This window comes from Stenotrophomonas forensis, from assembly GCF_028752115.1.
Taxonomy (GTDB): domain Bacteria; phylum Pseudomonadota; class Gammaproteobacteria; order Xanthomonadales; family Xanthomonadaceae; genus Stenotrophomonas; species Stenotrophomonas forensis.
Genome location: NZ_CP082270.1, coordinates 595759 through 618338 on the forward strand (window position 1 = coordinate 595759; position 22580 = coordinate 618338).

The window sequence follows — 22580 nt, forward strand, 5'->3', positions numbered from 1 at the left end:
ACAGAATGCGCGTCAGCGCTTGGGCATCCGCACCAGCCGGGTGGCGCTGGCGCGGTCGTGCCAGGTCAGCCGCTGGGGGTCGACCCATGCCCACCAGAACCCCAGCCCAGCCAGCAGCAGTGACAGCGTGCCCACCGCGAAGCGCAGCCACAGCTGCGCGCGCCGCAGCGGCGTGCCATCGCTCGATTCGAGCTTCAACCGCCATGGCCGCATGCCCAGCGTCTGGCCGCCGCGGCGCCAGCTGGCCGTTGCATACCCGCCCGTCACAGCCCAGCACACCGCCCACAGCAGCCACTGCCAGGCACTGAACGGGGCGATGTTCTCGCGCTGCGCGTGGCCGCTGAGGGTGTAGGCCAGGGTGAACAGCGTGCCTGCCAGCATCCACAGTGCCAGCACCGGCAGTGCGTCGTAGACCATGGCCAGCACGCGCCAGACCAGCAGGGCGCGCGGGCGCGGCATTCCAGTAGCGGCCGCAGGGGTCGTGTCGGTGGCGGGGCGGGACATGCGCCGAGCATACGCAATGCTGGCCGCATCCGCTGGCACCCTCGTATCCTTCACCCATGGCCCTTGTTTCCACTCCTGCCGAACGCCGCCAGCTGGTCCAGCAGCTGCCCGAGCTGCGCGGTGACGACAGCGCGCGCATCCAGCGCTTCCTCGATGCCATCTGGGCCGAGAACGGCCTGGCCCGCGCCACCCTCGACAGCTATCGGCGCGACCTGGAAGGGCTGGCGCGCTGGATGGATGGGCGCGACGGTGGCCTGGCCGGCATCGAGCGTCCCGGGCTGTTCGACTACCTGGCCTGGCGCACCCGCCATGGCTGGTCGCCGCGCAGCAATGCCCGCCTGCTGTCGGCGCTGCGTGCGTTCTTCGCCGATGGCGTACGCCGTGGCGAACGCAGTGAAGACCCCAGCGCGTTGCTGGACCCACCGAAACTGCCACGTCTGCTGCCCAAGGCGCTGGCCGAAAGCCAGATCGATGCACTGCTGGCGGCGCCGGACATCGACAGCGCACTGGGCCTGCGCGACCGGGCCATGCTCGAACTGATGTATGCCGCAGGGCTGCGCGTGAGCGAACTGGTGCTGCTGCCGGCCACCGCGGTCAACCTGCGCCAGGGCGTGCTGCGGGTCACCGGCAAGGGCAGCAAGGAACGCCTGGTGCCACTGGGCGAGGAATCGCAGCACTGGCTGGAGCGCTACCTGCAGCAGTCGCGGCCGCAGCTGGTCGGCAAGGGCAGGGTGCACGCCCTGGCCGATGGGCAGACGCCGTTGTTCATCGAGCCGACGCTGCACGCACTGACCCGGCAGGCGTTCTGGCATCTGGTCAAGCGCCACGCCCAGGTCGCGGGGATCGATCCGGCGCGGATCAGTCCGCATGGCCTGCGCCACAGCTTCGCCACCCATCTGCTCAATCGCGGCGCCGACCTGCGCGCGCTGCAGATGCTGCTGGGCCACAGTTCGCTGTCGACCACCCAGATCTACACCCTGGTGGCCCGCGAACACCTGCAGAAGCTGCACGCCCGCCATCACCCGCGCGGCTGAGCCGGCGGCTGAATCCCGGCCCCGGGCCGTGCGCGGCGTCGCGGCCCGCTGCGGGCGGCTGTGTCAGAATCCGGGGTCTTCTTCTGTCGCGGACCGCTCCATGCTTCGATTTGCCATCGCCGCCGTGCTCGGTGCGCTCAGCCTGACCGCCTGCGCCCAGCCGGCCCCGCCGGCCGCCAAGGCACCTGCTGCCGCCGCGGCGGCCAAGGCCGGTCCGGTCGCCAATGCGTCGGCCGACCAGGCCGTGCGTGCGGCGCTGACCGCGCTCAATCCGGGCTTCCAGGTGGACTACATCGGTGCTGCGCCGTTCCCGGGCTTCCGCGAGGTCGTCGTTTCCGGCCAGCTGCTGTACGTCTCCGACGATGGCCGTTACCTGTTCCAGTCGCAGCCCTACGACACCCGTGCCAAGGGCCCGGCCAACAGCGAAGGCCTGCTCGGCTACCGCCGCGACCTGCTGGCCAAGGCCAACCATGGTGACCGCATCGTGTTTGCCGCGCCGAACGCGAAGTACACCATCAGCGTGTTCACCGATATCGAATGCGGTTACTGCCGCAAGCTGCACCAGGACATTGCCGAACTGAACCGCAACGGCATCAGCGTCGAGTACCTGGCGTTCCCGCGCATGGGCCTGGGCAGCAAGGATTACACCGACATGATCTCGGTCTGGTGTGCGGCCGATCGTCGCCAGGCGCTGACCAATGCCAAGCGCGGTGGCAGCGTGCCTGCCAAGAACTGCACCAACCCGGTGGCCATGCAGTACGCGCTGGGCCAGCAGCTGGGCGTGAACGGCACGCCGGCGATCTTCGCCCCCGATGGCACCCAGCTGGGTGGCTACCTGCCGCCGGCACAGCTGCGCGCAGCGCTGGAAAAGCTGTCGGCCAAGCGCTGACGCGGAACTGTAGCGTCGAGCCATGCTCGACTGCGGTTCCACATGTGACAGCCGAGCATGGCTCGGCGCTACAGATCAGGGGCCGGGGGCGCACAATGCGCCCCCGGCTTTTTCCTTACTTCAGGCCATCACTGACCGCCTTGGTCAGCGTGCCCTGTGCATCGTCACCACTGAACTCCCAGACGAACGCGCCGCCCAGGCCCTGGGTCTTCACGTAACCCATCTTGCGGGTGATGTTGGCCGGGGTGTCGAAGCTCCACAGCGTACTGCCGTTGTAGATCCAGGTGGCACCGGCGGTGTTGTCGGTGTAGCCCGGCCACGCCAGGTTCTTCAGCACCTTCCAGTCTTCGATGCCGGCCTCGTAGGTCCCCGGTGCGGCGCCGGTTGCGGTCTGGTACAAGCCGTTGTTGGCGTTGGCCACGCCGGTCCAGCCACGCCCGTAGTAGCCGATGCCCAGGTTGAGCTTTGCAGCGGGCACGCCGCGGCTGATGAAGGCCTCGATGGCATCGTTGCTGTTGTACAGCTTCTGGTCGCCGGTGGACGGATCATTCGGCGAATCGAACAGCGCCGACTGGTGATTGGTCTTCGCATCCCACGCACCGTGGAAGTCGTAGGTCATCACGTTGATGTAGTCCAGGTACGGGTGGTACGCGGCCGGATCGGTGACGCGGATCTTGTCGATGCCCGCACCCACTGCCACCGTCAGCAACAGGCCCGGACGCACCGCATCGAGTTGGCGGCGGAACTCGGCCATCAGTGCGGTGAAGTTGGCGTTGTCTTCCGGCTTGCCGCATTCGATGCCACAGGCCACCGGGTATTCCCAGTCGATGTCGATGCCGTCGAACACGCCCAGCGCGGCTCCGGCACCACCGGCACCGTCGGTCACCGGCAGGTTGCCCTTGATGTAGGCGTCGATGCACGAGGCGACGAAGGCCTGGCGGTTTTCCGGGCGGGCCGCGCTGGAGAAGCCGCGCGACCAGGTCCAGCCACCCAGCGAGATCAACACCTTCATGCCCGGGTACTTGGCCTTGAGCTGCTTGAGCTGGTTCCAGTTGCCGCGCAGCGGCTGGTCCCAGGTATCGGCGCTGCCGCTGACGCTCTCGGCGGCACTGAACGCCTTGGTGTAATCGGCGAAGGCATCGCCACCGGCACCGCTGTTCGGATCCGACGGCTGGGTGATGCCCACTTCGCAGCGGTTGTTGCGCACGTTGCCGAACGCATAGTTGATGTGGGTCAGGCGCGCGGCCGAGCCACTGCTGTCGATGTTCTTGACCCGGTAGTTGCGGCCGTAGATGCCCCACTGGGTGAAGTAACCGATGACCCGCTTGCCGGTAGTGCCGCCGTCGCCGGCCAGCGTGGTGGCACTGATCTCGGTGCCCTGTGCCGACGCATTGCCGGCGTTGTCGCGGGCACGCACGCGGTAGCGGTAGGTGGTCGATGCGGTCAGCCCGCCATCGACATAGCTGGCGCTGGACGGCGAGCCGACCAGGCTGCCGTTGCGGTACACGTCATAGCCGGCCACGCCGCTGCCGCCGGTGTTGTCGGTGGACGGGCTCCAGCTGAGCGCGATGCTGTTGGCGGTACGGGTGCCGACTGCCAGCCCGCCCGGCACGCTCGGCGCGGTGGTGTCGCCCCCGGCCGCGTTGACGGTGATGGTGATGGTGGGCGTGCTGGTGGTGGCATTGTTGTTGTCGGTGGCCACCGCACGCAGCGTGTGGCTGCCGGCGCTGGCATTGGCCCAGCTGGCCGCATACGGCGCGTTGGTGGCGATGCCCAGCGAGCTGCCGTCGCGGAAGAACTCGACCTTGGCGACGCTGCCGTCCGGATCGCTGGCGTTGGCGGTCACGTTCACCGTGCTGCCGGCGCTGAAGGTGGCACCGTTGGCCGGCGAGGTCAGGCTGACCACCGGCGGCTGGTTGCTGCCACTGCCATCGCAGGCACCCAGGTTGGTGTAGTAGGGCGCGCCGGCCGGATGATCCGGCGGCGCGTTCCAGATGTCCTGGTTCGCCCGATAGAGGACGCCTCCTTTCTGCAGGGTATCGCCGGCCCGGTAGATCTTGGCCTGGTCCCACTGGGCCACCCCGGCACAGCTGGCGGCCTGCGCCAGGCCGGGCAGGGCGACGCTGCCGGCGGCCAGGGCAAGCAGCCAGGCCAGGCGGCGGGGACGACAGCTACGGGTCGAACGTTCGGCACTGCGCACAATCGGGTCGTACATGGGTAAGTCTCCGATCAAAGGGCGCGCGGGCCCCGATGGCGCCGCGCGTGACGCAGGTCCGGGCGTCGCCCGGGAAGGCGACGGAGGGGGCGGACGGAGGTACCTGGGAGGCCGGGGAGAGAGTCCGGCACCAGGTGGGGACAACGTTGTCATCAATCGTGTGGTCAATCCGTGAGCGAGTGCATGGTTCGGGGATTCGGCTGGAGAGCGGCGCTGCGCGCGGTCGGCGGCCATCGGCGGAGCCCCCTCGTGGCTGGGGTGGGTCGCTGAAAGCGGGTTTCTGAGGGTTGGCCGGGTGGGTGGGCTGCGCAGGGGACGCTGCAAGTACGTCCATGTAAGCTCGGTCGCCGCATCCATGCGGCTCACGCCCCTGCGCAGCCCACCCACCCGGCCCCTGACAGGTTCCTGCGCGGCCAGCCACGAAAGGCAGAACAAAAAAATCAAAAGCAGAAGCCGGTCGCTTCGCTCTTCACTGCCTGATTTCCGATGTTTCCTGGTTGCCGGCCAGCGGCCGGCACTACCGCAGAGCATCCACGCATGGCGTGGATCTACTGCAGATCGCAGAAATCTGTCGAAGGCGGGGTGGGTCCGGTGGCGGGGGTGTCCGCGGCATGGATGCCGCGGCCAAGCCCCCAGGGACGGGTTTACGGCGTCCCCCGCCACCGGACCCACCCCGCCATCCCACGGGAACCCAGCTTTTGCTTTGGCCGTTGCTGTTGCCCTGGCCTCGGCGGGTGCCGGGCGCCGCCCGGCCAGAGCCCTTCCCCCGCTTCCGGTACAATGTCGGGCCCGTTTCCCAACTACGGTTCCCCGGACATGATGGTCCTCGAGGGCGCGCCCGCCCTGTCGCCGTTCCGCCGCGAACGTCTTGAATCCCGCCTGCAGTCCATCGCTCCCTCCCTGCGCATCAGCGGTGCCTGGCACGTCTACTTCGTGCAGCCCGAAGGCAGCGCCGCCCCCGACCTGGCCACCCTGTGCCGCATCCTCGAAGCTGCGCCGCAGGCCGAGGCCGTGGCCGAGGGCGCGGTCAGCCGCATCGTGGTGCCGCGCCTGGGCACGCTGTCGCCGTGGTCGAGCAAGGCCACCGAACTGGTCCGCGGTGCGGGCCAGCCGGTCAGCCGGGTCGAGCGTGGCCTGCGCATCGATGTGCAGGGCTGGCCGGCCGATGCCGCCGCCCAGCAGGCGCTGGTCAAGGCGCTGCACGACCCGATGACGCAGTCGGTGCTGGAGACCGTGGCAGAGGGCCAGGCGCTGTTCTCGGCACCGGCCCGTGGTGAACTGGAACGCGTGCCGGTGGACCAGCTGGAGGCCGCCAACCAGCGCCTGGGCCTGGCCATGGCCCAGGACGAGATCGACTACCTGCGCGAACGCTTCACCGCGCTGGGCCGCTCGCCGTCGGACGTCGAACTGATGATGTTCGCGCAGGCCAATTCCGAGCACTGCCGCCACAAGATCTTCAACGCCAGCTGGACCATCGACGGCCAGGAACAGGACCGCTCGCTGTTCCGGATGATCAAGAACACCCACCAGCAGACCCCGCAGCACACGCTCAGCGCGTACAGCGACAATGCGGCGGTGATCGAAGGCCACCCGGCCTCGCGCTACCGCCCGGATCCGGCCAGCGGCGAATACCGGCGCGAGCCGCAGGTGCCCAGCGCGTTCCAGATCAAGGTGGAAACGCACAACCATCCGACCGCGATCGCGCCGTTCCCGGGCGCATCGACCGGTAACGGTGGCGAGATCCGCGACGAAGGTGCGACCGGCCGCGGCGGCAAGCCGAAGGCCGGCCTGTCCGGTTTCTCGGTCTCGCACCTGCGCATTCCCGAGCTGCCGCAGCCGTGGGAAGCGCCGCGCGCGCTGAACCCGCGCATGGCACCTGCACTGGAAATCATGACCGACGGCCCGCTCGGCGGCGCCGCGTTCAACAACGAATTCGGCCGCCCGAACCTGCTCGGCTACTTCCGCAGCTTCGAGCTGCCCGAAGGTGCTGACCTGGTGCGCGCCTACGACAAGCCGATCATGCTGGCCGGTGGCCTCGGTGCCATCGACCGCATCCAGGTCGAGAAGATCCCGCTGCAGGCCGGTGATGCGGTCATCGTGCTGGGTGGCCCGGCGATGCTGATCGGCCTGGGCGGCGGCGCCGCCAGTTCGGTGGCCTCCGGCGAGAGCGCCGAGGACCTGGACTTTGCCAGCGTGCAGCGCGACAACCCGGAAATGGAGCGCCGCTGCCAGGAGGTCATCGACCGCTGCGTGGCGATGGGCGCCAACAACCCGATCAAGTTCTTCCACGACGTCGGCGCCGGTGGCCTGTCCAATGCCATTCCCGAACTGCTGCACGACTCCAAGGTCGGCGGCGTCATCGACCTGGGCAAGGTGCCCACCGATGATCCGTCGCTGTCGCCGATGCAGCTGTGGTGCAACGAGTCGCAGGAACGTTACGTGCTGGGTGTAGCCCAGGAGCGCCTGGCCGAATTCGCCGCGCTGTGCGCGCGCGAGCGCTGCCCGTTCGCTGCGGTTGGCGTGGCCACCGCCGAGGAACACCTGGTGGTGGCCTACGGTGCGGTGCCGGGCCACACCCCGGCCGATGCGCCGATCGACCTGCCGATGGACGTCCTGTTCGGCAAGCCGCCGAAGATGCACCGCGACACCGCGCACCCGCCGGCACCGCGCTGGCCGGCGCTGAAGACCGGTGGCCTGGACCTGCACGAGGCCGGCCTGCGCGTGCTGGCGCACCCGACCGTGGCCTCGAAGAACTTCCTGGTCACCATCGGTGACCGCAGCGTCGGCGGCCTGACCGCGCGCGAACAGATGGTCGGCCCGTGGCAGCTGCCGGTGGCCGACGTGGCGATCACCCTGGCCGACTTCGATGGCGTGTCCGGCGAAGCGATGTCGATCGGTGAGCGCACCCCGCTGGCCCTGCTCGATGCGGCCGCTTCGGCGCGCATGGCGGTGGGCGAAGCACTGACCAACCTGTGCGCGGCACCGGTCGACGCACTGGATGAGATCAAGCTGTCGGCGAACTGGATGGCCGCCGCCGGCCACCCGGGCGAAGACGCGCTGCTGTACGACGCGGTCAAGGCGGTGGGCATGGAGCTGTGCCCGCAGCTGGACATCAGCATTCCGGTGGGCAAGGACTCGCTGTCGATGCAGGCGCAGTGGCACGACCAGGGCGAAGCACACAAGAGCGTGTCGCCGGTGTCGCTGGTGATCTCGGCGTTCGCGCCGGTCGCCGACGTGCGCCAGCAGCTGACCCCGCTGCTCGACCGTGAGGTGGAGAGCGAGCTGTGGCTGATCGGCCTCGGTGCCGGCAAGCAGCGCCTGGGCGGTTCGATCCTGGCCCAGGTACATGCCGACCACGGCGATCTGCCGGCCTTTGCCGGTGCCGCCCCGGACCTGGACGATCCGCAGCGCCTGCGTGGCTTCTTCGAACTGATCCGCGATGCGCGCCAGTCCGGCCTGCTGCTGGCCTACCACGACCGCAGCGACGGTGGTGCCTTCGCCGCACTGTGCGAAATGGCCTTCACCTCGCGCCTGGGCCTGGACATCACCCTCGATGCCTGGGGCGATGATCCGTTCCGCAGCCTGTTCAATGAAGAACTGGGCGCAGTGGTGCAGATCGCGCGCGAGGACCGCGCCGCGTTCGCCGATCTGGTCGAGCGCCACGCACTCACCGAATGCGCGCAGCGCATTGCCAAGCCGACCACCGCGCCGGTGGTGCGCGTGTCGCTGGGCGGCGAGAACCTGGCCGAATGGCGTTGGGACGCGCTGTTCGACGCCTGGTGGTCGGTCACCCACGCGATGCAGAAGCGCCGCGACAACCCGGCCAACGCCGATGCCGAACGTGAAGTCGCCCGCGCCTTCAACGCGCCGGGCCTGAAGCCGAAGCTCAGCTTCGACCTCAACGAAGATGTCGCCGCGCCGTTCATCAGTACCGGTGCACGTCCGCGCGTGGCGGTGCTGCGCGAACAGGGCGTCAACGGCCAGATCGAAATGGCCAACATCTTCGAACGTGCCGGCTTCCGCGCCTTTGACGTGCATATGAGCGACCTGATCGAAGGCCGCGTGGCGCTGCAGGACTTCACCGGCCTGGTCGCCTGCGGCGGCTTCAGCTATGGCGACGTGCTCGGTGCCGGCCGTGGCTGGGCGACCTCGATCCTGGAGCGCAGCGCGCTGCGTGATGCGTTCGCCGCGTTCTTCGCCCGCGAAGACAGCTTCGCGCTGGGCGTGTGCAACGGCTGCCAGATGATGAGCCAGCTGAAGAACATCATCCCCGGTGCCGAACACTGGCCGCAGTTCCGCCGCAATGCCAGCGAGCAGTTCGAAGCCCGCACCGCGCTGCTGGAAGTGGTGGAGTCGCCGTCGATCCTGCTGCGCGGCATGGCCGGTTCGCGCCTGCAGGTGGCGGTGGCGCATGGCGAAGGCCAGGCGGTGTTCGACAACGCCGTCGACCAGGCCGCGGCCCGTGTCTCGCTGCGCTACATCGATGGCCACGGCAACGTTGCCAGCCAGTACCCGCTGAACCCGAACGGCTCGCCGGACGGCATCACCGGCCTGACCAGCAGCGATGGCCGCGTCACCATCATGATGCCGCACCCGGAGCGCACCCCGCGCGCGCTCAACCTGAGCTGGGCGCCGGCCGAATGGCAGGGTGATTCGCCGTGGATGCGCATGTTCCGCAACGCGCGGGTGTGGTGCGGCTGACGGCGCAACCGTCGCGCACGCCACAATGCGATGAGGTACGGAAAACCCGGCAGGCGACTGTCGGGTTTTTCTTTGGATGGGCAGAAATACCTGCCGCAACCATCAGTTACATGCGTTTACAGGGCGCCGGTGGTTCGTCACCCAGACCTAACAAAATCGCTTTATAAACAGGTGAAATAGTGAACTGCTTCACGGCAATAGGATTTGCCGTGTCAAAGTCTTGACGATCTGGAAAGTTGCCGTTAACACTTGAAGCCCGTTACAGAATCATTCATTTCGCAGTAACCGGTTGGCGCACGCGCTCGGTTTTCTGTCGCTGCGCGCCGTTCGGCAATACCCCGCAGTAAATCACGCGAATAAACGCCCCCAGGGGACGTTGGGCCGGAAAGCCCAGCGGTGGCGTTGCTTTGCCCAAAACCAGTCCAATCAGGAGCCGTACCGATGAATCGGATTTATCGCAAGGTCTGGAACAAAGCATTGGGTCAGTGGGTGGTGGCTTCGGAACTGGCCTCCTCCGACAGCAGCAGCGGTGGGGTCGTCGACCAGCGCCGCGATGCGACACGAGCCACGCCCGCATTGCTGGCAGTGGCGCTGGGCCTGGTATTGGGATTGGGCATGAGCGGCACCGCCGCGGCACAGTCGGTGCAGATCGGCGGCAGCGCCACCTGCGTCGCTTTCAGCGGCAAGCTGCTGGAAAAGTGCCTGATCGAGGGCTCGGCCACGGCCAAGGGCAGCAACGCCGTTGCGATTGGCAGCAACAGCAACGCCAGTGCCGCCAACAGCGTGGCGCTGGGCGCCGGTTCCAAGGCCACGCGGGCCAACACCGTGTCCGTCGGTGATGCCGGCAAGGAACGGCAGATCACCAATGTCGCGGCGGGCGCCCAGGCGACCGATGCGGTGAACAAGGCGCAGCTCGATGCGCAGGCACGGGCCACGCAGGCCGCGATTGCCGACGTGGCCGCAGACGGCAGCCGCTATTTCAAGGCCGACGGCGCAGGCGATGACAGCGACGCGGCGAAGATCGAGGGGCATGGCGCATTGGCGGCCGGTGCCGGTGCGCAGTCGCTGGCCAATGCCACCACTGCCATCGGTACCCAGGCCATCGCAGCCGGCATCGGCGCCAGCGCGTTCGGCCAGGGCGCATTGGCCATTGGCGATGCCAGCGTCGTGGTCGGGCAGAGTGCTGCGGCCTTCGGCCTGGGCGACACCGCCGTGGGTGCCAGTGCCTATGCGGCCAGCGAGAACGGCGCGGCCACCGCGCTCGGCGCGTTGTCTGAAGCCACCGCTGATGGTGCCACCGCTGTGGGTGGCGGTGCCGTCGCGATGGGCCCGGGCAGCACCGCGCTGGGCCGTGGTGCGACCGCCGCCAACGAAGCGTCGATTGCGGTCGGCGCGTTCAGCACCGCCGTGGGTGAATACAGCACCGCGCTGGGCTCCAATTCGGCGGCGGTGGCGACCGGCAGCGTGGCGCTGGGCGCCGGTTCGCTGGCCGACCGTGTCGATACGGTGTCCGTCGGCGCCGCCGAGTATGGCCTGACCCGGCAGATCACCAGCGTGGCTGCCGGTACTGAAGACACCGATGCCGTCAACGTGGGCCAGCTGAAAGACGTGGCCGCCGTGGCCGATGCCACCGCCAAGCGCTTCCAGGCCAACGGCAGCAGCAACAGCGATGCCGGTGCGCTGGCCGAGGGTGATGAGGCGCTGGCTGCAGGCGAAGCGGCCAACGCGATTGGCAAGGGCGCCACCGCCGTGGGTGCCGGTGCCACCGCCGTCGCGCAGAACGCCACCGCCGTCGGCAACAACGCACTGGCCTCGGGCCAGAACAGCGCGGCGTTCGGCAACAATGCGCAGGCCAACGGCCCGGGCAGCGTCGCCGTTGGCGGTGCTGCGGTCGATGCCGATGGCAATCCGCTGATCACCAGTGGCGGTGTGCCGGTGGAAACCGGCGCCACCAGTGCCGGTGTCGGTGGCACCGCCGTGGGCGCCAGTGCCGATGCCGGTGGTTTCGCCGCGTCGGCCTATGGCGTGGGCGCGTATGCCGCCGGTGCGCAGTCGTCCGCGTTCGGCGCGGTCGCCAATGCCATCGGTGACTACTCCACCGCGCTGGGCACGCAGAGCAACGCCACCGGTACCAGCAGCGTGGCCATCGGTGGCCCGGCCGACCTGATTCCCGGCCTGGGCTTCTTCGTGCAGACCCAGGCCAGTGGCGAAGCCGCAACCGCGGTCGGTGCCGGCGCAATCGCCAGCGGCGACCGCGCGGTGGCCAACGGCAGCCTGACCGAAGCCTCCGGCGCCGAAGCGACTGCGGTCGGCTACTTCGCCTACGCACCCGGCGAGAACGCCAGCGCGCTCGGTGCGCAGACCTGGGCCAGCGGCGCGCAGAGCACGGCGGTGGGCTACTACGCCACCGCGCGGGGCGCCAACAGTGTTGCACTCGGCGCGAACTCCGAAGCGGTGCGCGCCAACAGCGTGGCGGTGGGCAGTGCCGGCAACGAACGGCAGATCACCAGCGTTGCCGCCGGCAGCGAAGCCACCGATGCGGTGAACAAGGCACAGCTGGACGCGGTGGCCAGCACCGCCGACAGCACCGCGCGCTTCTTCCAGGCGCAGCCGGAAGCGGGCAGCGATGCCGGCGCACTGGCCGAAGGTGAAGGCGCGGTTGCTGCCGGTTCGTCGAGCAATGCGATCGGTGCCGGCGCGGTTGCACAGGGTGCTGCCGCCTCGGCGATCGGTGATGACAGCGTGGCGGTCGGCCGCAACAGCAACGCCACCGGCAAGGGCGGCGTGGCGATCGGTGGCCTCGGCCAGGCCTACGACGAGTACAACCAGCCGATCATCGGTGCCGACGGCACGGCGCAGCAGGTGGGTACCACCGCCGTTGCCGACGGTACGGCGGTCGGCAGCGGTGCACAGGCCACCGGAGCCGCCAGCAACGCCTTCGGAAGTGCCGCCAGGGCCAGCGGTGACAACAGCTTCGCCGCGGGCGGCAAGTCGCGCGCGACCGGCGCCTATGCGGTGGCGGTGGGTGACAGTGCGTTCGCCAGCAGCGACGACAGCACCGCTGTCGGCGGCTACAGTTGGGCAACCGCCAGTGGCGCCAGCGCCTTCGGCTCCGGCGCGTGGGCCACCGCCACCAACGCCTCGGCCTTCGGCAACGCGGCCTGGGCCAGCGGCAGCGGTGCAACCTCCATCGGTTACAACAGCTGGGCCAACGGCGCCAGTTCCACTGCGGTGGGGCGCGGCGCCTTCGGCTATGGCGACAACAGCGTGGCGCTGGGCTTCCAGGCGCTGGGCAACAGCCTCAACAGCATCGCCATCGGCACCAACACCGTGGCCGGTGGTGAAAGCGCGATCGCGCTCGGCGCCGGCAGCAATGCCAGCGCCAGCAATGCCGTCGCGCTGGGCGCAGGTTCAGTGGCCAACCGTGCACGCACGGTGTCGGTCGGCAGCGCCGGCAACGAACGCCAGGTCACCAACGTGGCTGCTGGCACGCAGGCCACCGATGCAGTGAACAAGGCGCAGCTGGATGCGGTGGCAAGCACCGCCAGCACCACCAGCCGCTTCTTCCAGGCCAGCGGCAACGGCGACGATGTGGCCGGTGCGCTGGTGGAGGGGGACAACGCGCTGGCGGCGGGCGATGCGGCCAACGCCATCGGCAATGGCGCCACCGCGCTGGGCAGCGGCGCCAACGCACTGGCCAACAATGCACAGGCACTCGGCTTCAATGCACTGGCGACCGCGGCCAACGCCAGCGCGGTGGGTGCCAACGCACAGGCCACCGGCGAGTACGCCACCGCGCACGGTGCGGAAAGCGAGGCCAGCGGCGAGCAGAGCGCCGCTTTCGGTGCCGCCAGCATCGCCAGCGGCGCCGGCAGCACGGCTAACGGTGTGCTGTCCGAAGCGTCCGGCGAAGAAGCCGTGGCCGTGGGCTACTTCAGCAATGCCAGTGGCGATGCGGCAACTGCCGTGGGCAGCGAAAGCGTGGCCAGCGGTACCGCATCGGCGGCATTCGGCATCGGCGCCGAGGCCACCGGTGGCTACAGCACCGCCATCGGTGGCTACGCGCAGGCTTCGGCCTTCAATGCCACCGCGTTCGGCAACTTCGCCAATGCCTCCGGCTCCAACAGCGTGGCACTGGGCGGCGATTCGGAAGCGTCCGGTGCTTACAGCACCGCCACCGGCCAGGGCAGCCTGGCCACCGGTACCAACAGCGTCGCCGTCGGTGGCTCGTTGTTCGGTGTGCTGGCCACCGAGGCCTCGGGCAACTACTCCACCGCGGTGGGTGGTGGCGCCTGGTCGGGTGGCATCAACAGCACCGCGTTGGGCAACGCCGCCGAATCGCGCGGCGCCAACAGCGTGGCGCTGGGTGCGGACTCGATTGCAGACCGTGACAACACCGTTTCGGTGGGCGGGGGCGGCAACACCCGCCAGATCACCAACGTAGCCGACGGTACGCAGGGCAACGACGCGGTCAACAAGAACCAGCTCGATGCGGTTGCCGCTGCTGCGGAAAAAACCAGCAGGCAGTTCCAGGCCAGCGGCAATGCCGATGGCGAAACCGGCGCACTGGTCGAGGGCGACAACGCACTGGCGGCCGGTGATGCGGCCAATGCCATCGGCAACGGTGCCACCGCACTCGGCAGCGGTGCCAATGCGCTGGCTGCCAATGCCACGGCCGTCGGTATCGATGCGCTGGCCACCGGCAACAACGCAGCGGCGCTGGGCAGTACCGCACAGGCCACCGGTGAAGACAGCCTGGCCCTGGGCAGTGGCGCCAGCGCCAGCGAGCTGGGTGCCAGCGCCACCGGCGCACGTGCTCAGGCCAGTGGTGCCTACAGCACCGCAACCGGCACCGAGTCCAACGCCAGCGGCACGCAGGCACTGGCCAGTGGCTTCCGCAGCGCCGCGTCCGCTGATGGCACCACCGCTGTCGGCGGCTATGCCGAAGCCAGCGGCCGCCTCGGTACCGCGCTCGGCTATGGATCGGCGGCCAGCGGTGCCAACACCACGGCGGTCGGCTTCGGCGCGGCCGCGGCCGGTACCGGCGCGGTGGCCGTGGGCCAGTCCAGCGAGGCCAGTGGCGAGGAGAGCGTCGCCATTGGCGGCAGTACCTTCTTCGGCCTGATCCCGTCGCGTGCCAGCGGTACTGGCGCTGCGGCATTCGGCGCAGGTGCGTGGGCCACCGAAGACTACGCCACCGCCATCGGCTGGAATTCGTGGGCGGCGGGCAGCAGCGCCACCGCACTGGGTGCCAACGCCACCGCCAACGGCAGCAACAGCGTCGCTCTCGGTGCGGGGTCCAAGGCGGACCGCGACAACACCGTTGCCGTCGGCAAGGCCGGTGGCGAACGCCAGGTGACCCATGTTGCCGCCGGCACCGAAGCTACCGACGCGGTGAACAAGGGCCAGCTGGATGCAGTGGCGACGGTCGCCGACAAGACCAGCCGCCAGTTCCAGGCCAGTGGCAATGCCGATGGCGAGGCCGGCGCGCTGGTCGACGGTGACAACGCCCTGGCCGCCGGCAATGCAGCCAACGCCATAGGCAACGGCGCTACCGCGCTGGGCAGCGGTGCCAACGCGATGGCCGCCAATGCCACCGCAGTCGGCTTCGATGCACTGGCTGCCGGCAACAACGCCGCAGCGCTGGGCAATGCTGCACAGGCCAGTGGTGTGGACAGCGTGGCGGTGGGCAGTGGTGCCAGCGCCAGCGAACTCGGCGCCAGTGCCAGCGGTGCCGGTGCCCAGGCCAAGGGCGCCTACAGCACCGCCAGCGGTGCGCAGGCCACGGCCAGTGGCACGCAGTCGCAGGCCAGCGGCTTCCGCGCCAATGCGTCGGCCGATGGCGCCTCGGCACTGGGCAGCTATGCCGAAGCCAGCGGTCGCCTCGGTACGGCGGTCGGCTACGGCAGCAAGGCCACTGGTGCGAACGCCACTGCGGTGGGTGTCAGTGCCAACGCCACGGCGGCCAGCAGCATCGCACTGGGTGCCGGCTCGGTGGCCGATCGTGCCAACACCGTGTCGGTCGGCAGTGTCAGCACCGACCGCCAGATCACCCGGGTCGCTGCGGGTACCGAGCGTACCGATGCGGTCAACCGCGGCCAGCTCGATGCAGTGGCGGCGACCGCCGACGGCACCGCGCGCTACCTCAAGGCCACCGGCAGTGGTACCGCCAGTGCCAGCGGCAGCGATGCCACGGCCATCGGTTCGGCGGCCAGTGCCAGCGGCGCACGCAGCAACGCCGTGGGCGCCAACGCGATGGCGATCGGCAATGGCGCGCTGGCACTGGGTAACAGCGCCGGTGCATCCGGTGCCAACTCGGTGGCGCTGGGCGCAGGGTCACGTGCACTTGATGCCAACGTGGTCTCGGTCGGCGGCGGCAATGGCACCGATGGCCCGGCGACGCGCCGCATCGTCAACGTGGCTGATGGCCGCATCGGTGCAGGCAGCACCGACGCAATCACCGGCTCGCAGCTCAACGTCACCAACCAGCGTGTCGGTGCGGTGGAGACCCGCGTGGGCGATTTCGATTCGCGCATCGCCACGGTCGAAACCACCGCAGCCAGTGCGGTCAGCTACGACGATGCCAGCCGTGACCGCCTGACCCTGTCCGGCTTCCAGGGCACCACCATCGACAACGTCGGCGCGGGCAGCATCGCTGCCGGCAGCCGCCAGGCCATCAATGGTGGCCAGCTGTTCCAGTCGCTCAGCGACGCCGCCAGCTTCCTCGGTGGCGGTGCCAGCGTGGGCATGCAGGGGGTGTTCGTGGCGCCGAACTACGTGATCCAGGGCGCCACCTACAGCAATGTCGGCGATGCGCTGGGCGCGCTGGATCGCAAGGTCAGCGAAATCGACCGTCGCACCGCCGGTGGCACACGCGCCGGGACCGCCAGCCTGCGCGCGATGAGTGCGCCGCTGGAGGACGGTGCGCAGGCCAGCGTCGCCGACGCACGGGTGACGGCGGACGCAGCACCGGCCAGCACCGCGCGTGTGCAGGGCACGCCGACCGCGGCTGCGGCGGGTGCCGGCATTCCGGTGGGTACCCCGGCGAGCGGCTTCAATGCGGTTGCCATGGGAGACGGCGCCGTTGCCAGTGGTGCCTCGTCCACCGCCATCGGCCAGGGGGCCAATGCCAGCGCAGCGAACGCGGTGGCGCTGGGCCAGGGCTCGGTCGCCGACCGCGCCAACACGGTGTCGGTGGGCAGCGAAGGCAACGAGCGCCAGGTGACCAACGTGGCGGCCGGTACCACGGCCACCGACGCGGTCAACAAGGGCCAGCTCGACCGTGGCATGGCCACCGCCAACAGCTACACCGACAGCCGCGTCCAGGCCGTCGCCGACAGCTTCGATGTGTTCAAGGGCGAGATCGATGGGCGCCTGCGTCACATGGACCGCCGCATCGACCGTCAGGGCGCGATGAGCGCCGCGATGCTCAACATGGCCACCAGTGCCGCCGGTATCCGCACCCAGAACCGGGTCGGTGTCGGCATCGGCTTCCAGGGGGGCGAATCGGCATTGTCGCTGGGTTACCAGCGTGCGATCAGCGATCGCGCCACGGTCACCTTCGGCGGTGCTTTCAGCAGCGATGACAGCTCGGTCGGCGTCGGTGCCGGCTTCGGCTGGTAAGCCCGTCCATTGCGCCGGCGGCCACCCACGCCGGCGCAGCACCTGCAGTGAGGGCCTGGGGGGAGGTCACGGCAATCCCGGCTGGGCCGGCCGGGAGTCGTCAAGGAATGATGGCCGCAGTGTTGGTTCGATCCATGACCCAGAAGAGGAATTTCGACGTGATCAAGAAGCAGAACCTTCGCATCAATGTGCTTGCCGCCGCCGTGCTGTCGATGACGGCCGTCGGTGCCGTCCACGCCGCCGGGTTGCCGACCCGTGAGCCGGTGCGCCAGGCCAGCACCGCCCAACCGGGGGCCGAGCGCATCATCGTCAAGTACCGGGCCGGGGCTGCCGCCGCCAGCGACCGCTCGGCCAAGCTGTCCACCGTGCAGTCGGCGCTGACCCGTGCCAGCCTGTCCGGCGGCACCTCCCGCGCCAGCACGCTGGGCCCGCAGGTGGTGCGCAGGCTCGCCACCGGCGCGGACCTGATCCGCGTACAGGGCCGCCTGGCCCCGGCCGAACTGCAGCGCGTGCTGAAGGAACTGCAGGCCGACCCGTCGGTTCAGTACGCCGAAGCGGACGTGAAGCTGCGCCGCACCGAGCTGCGTGCCGGCGACGTGCAGCCGGCACTGGTGCCCAACGATCCCTTCTACCAGCAGAACCAGTGGCACCTGCACAACGCGGTCGGCGGCATCAACGCACCGGCGGCGTGGGACGTTTCGCAGGGCGAGGGCATCGTGGTGGCGGTGATCGACACCGGCATCCTGCCGCAGCATCCGGACCTGGTCGGCAACCTGCTGGAAGGCTACGACTTCATCAGCGACGCGGAGACCTCGCGCCGCCCGACCAATGATCGCGTACCCGGTGCGCAGGACTATGGCGACTGGGTCGAAAACGATAACGAGTGTTACAACGGCTCGCTGGCCGAGGACAGTTCCTGGCACGGCACGCACGTCGCCGGCACCGTGGCCGAGCAGACCAACAACGGGGTCGGCATGGCCGGTGTCGCCTACAAGGCCAAGGTGCTTCCGGTGCGCGTGCTGGGCAAGTGTGGCGGTTACCTGTCCGACATCGCCGACGCCGTGGTGTGGGCATCCGGCGGCACCGTATCGGGCATCCCGGCCAACACCAACCCGGCCGAGATCATCAACATGAGCCTGGGCGGCAGCGGCGCCTGCGGCAGCACCTATCAGGACGCGATCAACGGCGCCATCTCGCGCGGTACCACGGTGGTGGTGGCCGCCGGCAACGAGACCGACAACGCATCCAAGTACCGGCCGGCCAGCTGCGAAGGCGTGGTGACCGTGGGCGCGACCCGCATCACCGGCGGCATCACCTATTACTCGAACTACGGCACCCGCGTGGACCTGTCCGGTCCGGGTGGCGGCGGCAGTGTCGACGGCAACCCGGGGGGCTACATCTGGCAGACCGGTTCCAATGCAGCGACCACGCCGGAGTCGGGCACGCCGGGCTACATGGGGATGGGCGGTACCTCGATGGCCTCGCCGCATGTGGCAGCCGTTGCCGCACTGGTGCAGAGCGCGCTGATCGCCAAGGGCAAGGATCCGCTGACCCCGGCCGCGATGCGCACCCTGCTGAAGGAAACCGCGCGTCCGTTCCCGGTCGCCATTCCGGCAGCGACCCCGATCGGTACCGGCATCCTTGACGCCAAGGCTGCGCTGGCCAAGGCACTGGAAGAACCGTGCACCGAAAACTGCGGGCCGGTGGCGACGCCTTTGACCAACAAGGCGGCGGTCGGTGGCCTGAATGGCGCTGCCGCCAGCAGCAGGCTGTACAGCTTCGAGGCCGTGGCCGGCAAGCAGCTCAGCGTCATCACCTACGGCGGTACCGGCAACGTCTCGGTCTACCTGGCGCAGGGCCGCGAGCCGAGTGCCACCGACAACGATGCGCGTTCGACCCGCCCGGGCACCTCGGAAACGGTGCGGGTGACGGCACCGGCCGCCGGCACCTACTACATCAAGGTGGTAGGCGAGGCGGCGTACAACGGCGTGAGCATCCTTGCCACGCAGTAAACACCTGCCGACGTAGTTGAATGGCCGAGGCCCGTCATCCTGTGTGACGGGCTTCGTCTTTTTACGAAAGGTGGCCGAGGGGCGGCGGAAATCACGGCTTAACTGCTAAAGTCGGAGCGATTGACAGGAGAGTCACGTGAACGCGCTCGCCGCAACCGTTACCGACGACGCCGAAGGCCGCATCCTGGATGCGCTGCTGGCGCGTGGCCGGCTCAAGGAAGGAGACCTGGCGCGCGCGCGGCCGCTGCATGCCGAAGCCGGCGGCAGCCTGCTCGGCCTGCTGGTGCGGTTGGGGCTGGTTTCCGAGCGCGACCAGGCGCAGGCCAGCGCCGAGGTGCTGGGCCTGCCGCTGCTGGAGGGCAAGCAGGTACCCGAAGCCCCGCCGCAGGCGTTGGCCGACGGCCTGCCGCTGTCGCTGCGTTTCCTGAAGCAGTTCCACGTATGCCCGCTGGAATTGAATGAACAGGGCGTCCGCCTGTGGCTGGCCGACGCCCACGACGCCTACCCGCAGCAGGCCGTGCAGCTGGCGCTGGGGGTTCCGGTGACGCCGGTGCTGGGCATGCGCGCGGAGATCGACGATCTGGTCGAACGCTGGTTCGGCCAGGGCCGCAGTGCGATGGGCGCGATCGTGGAAACCGCCGACGGCGAGGGCGGCGCGGTCGACGACATCGAGCACCTGCGCGATCTTGCCTCGGAAGCGCCGGTGATCCGCCTGGTCAACCTGGTGATCCAGCGTGCGGTGGAACTGCGTGCTTCGGACATCCACGTCGAACCCTTCGAAAGCCGGCTCAAGGTGCGTTACCGCGTCGATGGCGTGCTGGTGGAGGGCGAAAGCCCGCCGGCCAACCTGACCGCAGCGGTGATCAGCCGCATCAAGATCATGGCCCGGCTCAACATCGCCGAACGCCGCCTGCCGCAGGACGGCCGCATCATGTTGCGCGTGCAGGGCAAGGAACTGGACCTGCGCGTAAGCACCGTACCGACCGCGCATGGCGAGAGCGTGGTGATGCGCCTGCTCGACCGTGAAACGGTGGTATTCGATTTCCATCGGCTCGGCTTTACCGATGCCTTCCTGCCGCAGTTCCGCAAGGTGCTGGAACAACCGCACGGCATCCTGCTGGTCACCGGCCCGACCGGTTCAGGCAAGACCACCACGCTGTACACCGCGCTCAGCCAGCTCAACACCGCCGACGTCAAGATCATCACCGTCGAAGATCCGGTGGAGTACCAGATCGAGGGCATCAACCAGATCCAGGCCAAGCCGCAGATCGGCCTGGATTTCGCCAACGCCCTGCGCAGCATCGTGCGCCAGGACCCGGACATCATCATGATCGGCGAAATGCGCGATCTGGAAACCGCGCGCATCGCCATCCAGTCGGCGCTGACCGGCCACCTGGTGCTGTCCACCCTGCACACCAACAATGCGGCCGGCGGCATCACCCGCCTGCTCGACATGGGCGTGGAAGACTACCTGCTCACCTCCACCATCAACGGCATCCTGGCCCAGCGCCTGGTGCGCCGGCTGGAGCCGACCCACGCCGAGCGCTACGCAGCCTCGCCGGAAGAGATCGAACGCTTCGAGCTGCGCCGCCTGCAGCCCGAAGGCCCGATCCACCTGTTCCGCCCCAGGCCCTCGGCGCTGGCGCCGACCGGTTACCTCGGCCGCACCACCATCATGGAATTCCTGGTGATGAACGATGCGCTGCGGCGGGCGGTGATGCGCCGTGATGGCATGGGCGAGATCGAGCGCATCGCGCGCGAAGCCGGCATGCGCACCATGTACGAAGATGGCCTGTCCAAGGCGCTGAGCGGGCAGACCACCATCGAGGAAGTGCTGCGCGTGACCGAGGAAAGCTGATGCGCGCAGGACGCCGGGGCTGACATGCCGACCTATCGCTACAGGGCACTCAATCCGCACGGCGAGATCTTCGACGGGCAGATGGAAGCGGCCAGCGAGGCCGAACTGGTCGCGCGCCTGCAGGACCAGGGCCACCTGCCGATGGAAACGCAGTTGGCCGATGGTGGCGCGATCGGTGGCAGCAGCTGGCGCAACCTGCTGCGCCAGCGCCCGCTGCAGGGCGCCGCGCTGCTGCAGTTCACCCAGCAGCTGGCGACCCTGCTCGGTGCCGGCCAGCCGCTGGACCGCGCGCTGTCGATCCTGCTGGGGTTGCCCGAGGATGAACGTTCGCGTCGCGCCATCACCGACATCCGCGACGTGGTGCGCGGCGGTGCGCCGCTGTCCACCGCGCTGGAACGCCAGCACGGCCTGTTTTCGCGCCTGTACGTGAACATGGTGCGTGCCGGCGAAGCCGGCGGCAGCCTGCATGAAACCCTGCAACGCCTGGCCGATTACCTGGAACGCAGCCGCGCGCTGCAGGGCAAGGTGATCAATGCGCTGGTCTATCCGGCGATCCTGCTGGTGGTGGTAGGTGGCGCGCTGTTGTTCCTGCTCGGCTACGTGGTGCCGCAGTTCGCGCAGATGTACGAAAGCCTGGATGTGGCGCTGCCGTGGTTCACCAACGCGGTGCTGCAACTGGGCTTGTTCGTGCGCGACTGGTGGGTGCTGCTGCTGGTGGTGCCGGCCGTGCTGGCGCTGTTCTTCGAACGCAAGGCCCGGCAACCGGCCTTCCGCTTGGCCTTGGATGGCTGGCTGCTGAAGCGGCGCGGCATCGGCCGCCTGCTGGGTGAACTGGAAACCGCACGGCTTGCGCGCACGCTGGGCACGCTGCTGCGCAATGGCGTGCCGCTGCTGGGTGCGCTGGGCATCGCCCGCAACGTGCTGGGCAACCGTGCGCTGGCCGCCGATGTCGAAGCGGCGGCCGATGAAGTGAAGAATGGTGCCGGCCTGTCGCTGGCGCTGTCACGCGGCAAGCGCTTCCCGCGCCTGGCCCTGCAGATGATCCAGGTCGGCGAGGAATCCGGTGCGCTCGATACCATGCTGCTGAAGGCCGCCGATACGTTTGAACAGGACAGCGCCCGGCGCATCGACCGGCTGCTGGCGGCGATGGTGCCGGCGATCACCCTGGTGCTGGCCTCGGTGGTCGGTGCGGTGATCGTGGCGGTGCTGGTGCCGCTGTATGACCTGACCAATGCCATCGGTTGACGATGGATCCCTACGCAACCCCGACACTCCGCAACCGAAAGGACCGACCATGATTGCTTCCCGTCGACCGATCCGCCTTTCCTTCACTGCCGCGCGCAACCAGTCGGGCATGAGCCTGCTGGAAATCATCATCGTCATCGTGCTGATCGGCGCGGTGCTGACCCTGGTCGCCAGCCGCGTGCTCGGCGGCGCCGATCGCGGCAAGGCCAACATCGCCAAGGCCCAGGTGCAGACCGTCGCGTCCAAGATCGACAATTACCAGATCGACACCGGCAAGCTGCCGGGATCGCTCAACGACCTGGTGACCGCACCGGCCGGCATCGGCGGCTGGCTGGGGCCGTATGCCAAGCCGGCCGACCTGAACGACCCGTGGGGCCATGCGCTGGAATACCGCGCGCCGGGCGAAGGCCAGCCCTACGAACTGGTCAGCCTTGGCAAGGACGGCAAGGCCGGCGGCAGCAGCGTCGACGCCGACATCCGCTACCAGCCCTGATCCTGC

10 protein-coding genes are annotated in these 22580 nt (G+C 68.9%); 8 read left to right on the forward strand and 2 right to left on the reverse strand.

The annotated features are described in order from the left end of the window. Positions 1-12 precede the first annotated feature (12 nt). Positions 13-504: an RDD family protein gene (locus K5L94_RS02750; RefSeq protein WP_274511955.1), complete on the reverse strand. Its 492-nt coding sequence runs from the start codon at positions 502-504 to the stop codon at positions 13-15. 56 nt (positions 505-560) lie between these two features. On the opposite strand from K5L94_RS02750, the gene xerD reads away from it, so the two are divergent. Continuing rightward, positions 561-1538, forward strand: a complete 978-nt coding sequence (xerD, locus tag K5L94_RS02755) for a site-specific tyrosine recombinase XerD (protein ID WP_274511956.1) — start codon at positions 561-563, stop codon at positions 1536-1538. Positions 1539-1638: 100 nt separating this feature from the next. Next, on the forward strand, positions 1639-2427 hold the full coding sequence (locus K5L94_RS02760) for a thioredoxin fold domain-containing protein (RefSeq protein WP_053448748.1): 789 nt from the start codon (positions 1639-1641) through the stop codon (positions 2425-2427). A 115-nt stretch (positions 2428-2542) separates the two neighbouring features. On the opposite strand, the gene K5L94_RS02765 is transcribed toward K5L94_RS02760, so the two are convergent. Next, positions 2543-4642, reverse strand: coding sequence for a glycosyl hydrolase family 18 protein (locus tag K5L94_RS02765; RefSeq protein ID WP_274511957.1), 2100 nt, complete (start codon positions 4640-4642; stop codon positions 2543-2545). Between the two features lie 816 nt (positions 4643-5458). Here K5L94_RS02765 and purL point away from each other — a divergent pair. From purL to gspG, 6 genes are all read left to right on the forward strand, one after another. Then, on the forward strand, positions 5459-9343 hold the full coding sequence (gene purL / locus K5L94_RS02770; RefSeq protein WP_274511958.1) for a phosphoribosylformylglycinamidine synthase: 3885 nt from the start codon (positions 5459-5461) through the stop codon (positions 9341-9343). Positions 9344-9784: 441 nt separating this feature from the next. Beyond that, positions 9785-16966: an ESPR-type extended signal peptide-containing protein gene (locus tag K5L94_RS02775; RefSeq protein ID WP_274511959.1), complete on the forward strand. Its 7182-nt coding sequence runs from the start codon at positions 9785-9787 to the stop codon at positions 16964-16966. Between the two features lie 158 nt (positions 16967-17124). Continuing rightward, a complete protein-coding gene (locus K5L94_RS02780) occupies positions 17125-18978 on the forward strand; it encodes a S8 family peptidase (protein WP_053451238.1) in 1854 nt (617 codons plus the stop codon). A gap of 136 nt (positions 18979-19114) precedes the next feature. Then, on the forward strand, positions 19115-20836 hold the full coding sequence (gspE, locus tag K5L94_RS02785; protein ID WP_053448752.1) for a type II secretion system ATPase GspE: 1722 nt from the start codon (positions 19115-19117) through the stop codon (positions 20834-20836). Between the two features lie 24 nt (positions 20837-20860). Beyond that, entirely contained in the window at positions 20861-22081 is a 1221-nt protein-coding gene (gene xpsF, locus K5L94_RS02790) for a type II secretion system protein XpsF (RefSeq protein ID WP_164087847.1), read from the forward strand. A 49-nt stretch (positions 22082-22130) separates the two neighbouring features. Further along, complete coding sequence (gene gspG / locus K5L94_RS02795; RefSeq protein WP_053448754.1) at positions 22131-22574, forward strand: type II secretion system major pseudopilin GspG; 444 nt, start codon at positions 22131-22133, stop codon at positions 22572-22574. Positions 22575-22580 lie beyond the last annotated feature (6 nt).

Excerpts from the sequence above, each read along its gene's own strand:
- K5L94_RS02750 (WP_274511955.1), bottom strand. The coding sequence starts at position 504 with ATGTCCCGCCCCGCCACCGACACGACCCCTGCGGCCGCTACTGGAATG.
- xerD (WP_274511956.1), top strand. The coding sequence starts at position 561 with ATGGCCCTTGTTTCCACTCCTGCCGAACGCCGCCAGCTGGTCCAGCAG.
- K5L94_RS02760 (WP_053448748.1), top strand. The coding sequence starts at position 1,639 with ATGCTTCGATTTGCCATCGCCGCCGTGCTCGGTGCGCTCAGCCTGACC.
- K5L94_RS02765 (WP_274511957.1), bottom strand. The coding sequence starts at position 4,642 with ATGTACGACCCGATTGTGCGCAGTGCCGAACGTTCGACCCGTAGCTGT.
- purL (WP_274511958.1), top strand. The coding sequence starts at position 5,459 with ATGATGGTCCTCGAGGGCGCGCCCGCCCTGTCGCCGTTCCGCCGCGAA.
- K5L94_RS02775 (WP_274511959.1), top strand. The coding sequence starts at position 9,785 with ATGAATCGGATTTATCGCAAGGTCTGGAACAAAGCATTGGGTCAGTGG.
- xpsF (WP_164087847.1), top strand. The coding sequence starts at position 20,861 with ATGCCGACCTATCGCTACAGGGCACTCAATCCGCACGGCGAGATCTTC.
- gspG (WP_053448754.1), top strand. The coding sequence starts at position 22,131 with ATGATTGCTTCCCGTCGACCGATCCGCCTTTCCTTCACTGCCGCGCGC.